The organism is Streptomyces axinellae (assembly GCF_039532135.1).
GTDB classification, from domain to species: Bacteria; Actinomycetota; Actinomycetes; order Streptomycetales; family Streptomycetaceae; genus Streptomyces; species Streptomyces axinellae.
Genome location: NZ_BAAARJ010000095.1, coordinates 1 through 544, shown reverse-complemented (window position 1 = coordinate 544; position 544 = coordinate 1). Strand labels below are relative to the sequence as shown.

Annotated in this window: 1 rRNA gene; it reads right to left on the bottom strand. The window is 51.3% G+C overall.

From position 1 onward, the window contains the following. Window positions 1–544, bottom strand: a 23S ribosomal RNA gene (locus ABD339_RS33605); the annotation flags it as partial.

Sequence of the window (544 nt, the reverse complement as noted above, 5' to 3'; positions counted from 1 at the left end):
TCACGAGGCGCTACCTAAATAGCTTTCGGGGAGAACCAGCTATCACGGAGTTTGATTGGCCTTTCACCCCTAACCACAAGTCATCCGCTAATTTTTCAACATTAGTCGGTTCGGTCCTCCAGTTAGTGTTACCCAACCTTCAACCTGCCCATGGCTAGATCACCGGGTTTCGGGTCTATACCCTGCAACTTAACGCCCAGTTAAGACTCGGTTTCCCTGCGGCTCCCCTATACGGTTAACCTTGCTACAGAATATAAGTCGCTGACCCATTATACAAAAGGTACGCAGTCACACCCGAAGGTGCTCCCACTGCTTGTACGTACACGGTTTCAGGTTCTTTTTCACTCCCCTCGCCGGGGTTCTTTTCGCCTTTCCCTCACGGTACTGGTTCACTATCGGTCAGTCAGGAGTATTTAGCCTTGGAGGATGGTCCCCCCATATTCAGACAGGATACCACGTGTCCCGCCCTACTCTTCGAGTTCACAACCTGTGCATTTTGGTGTACGGGACTATCACCCTGTACCGTCGGACTTTCCAGACCGTT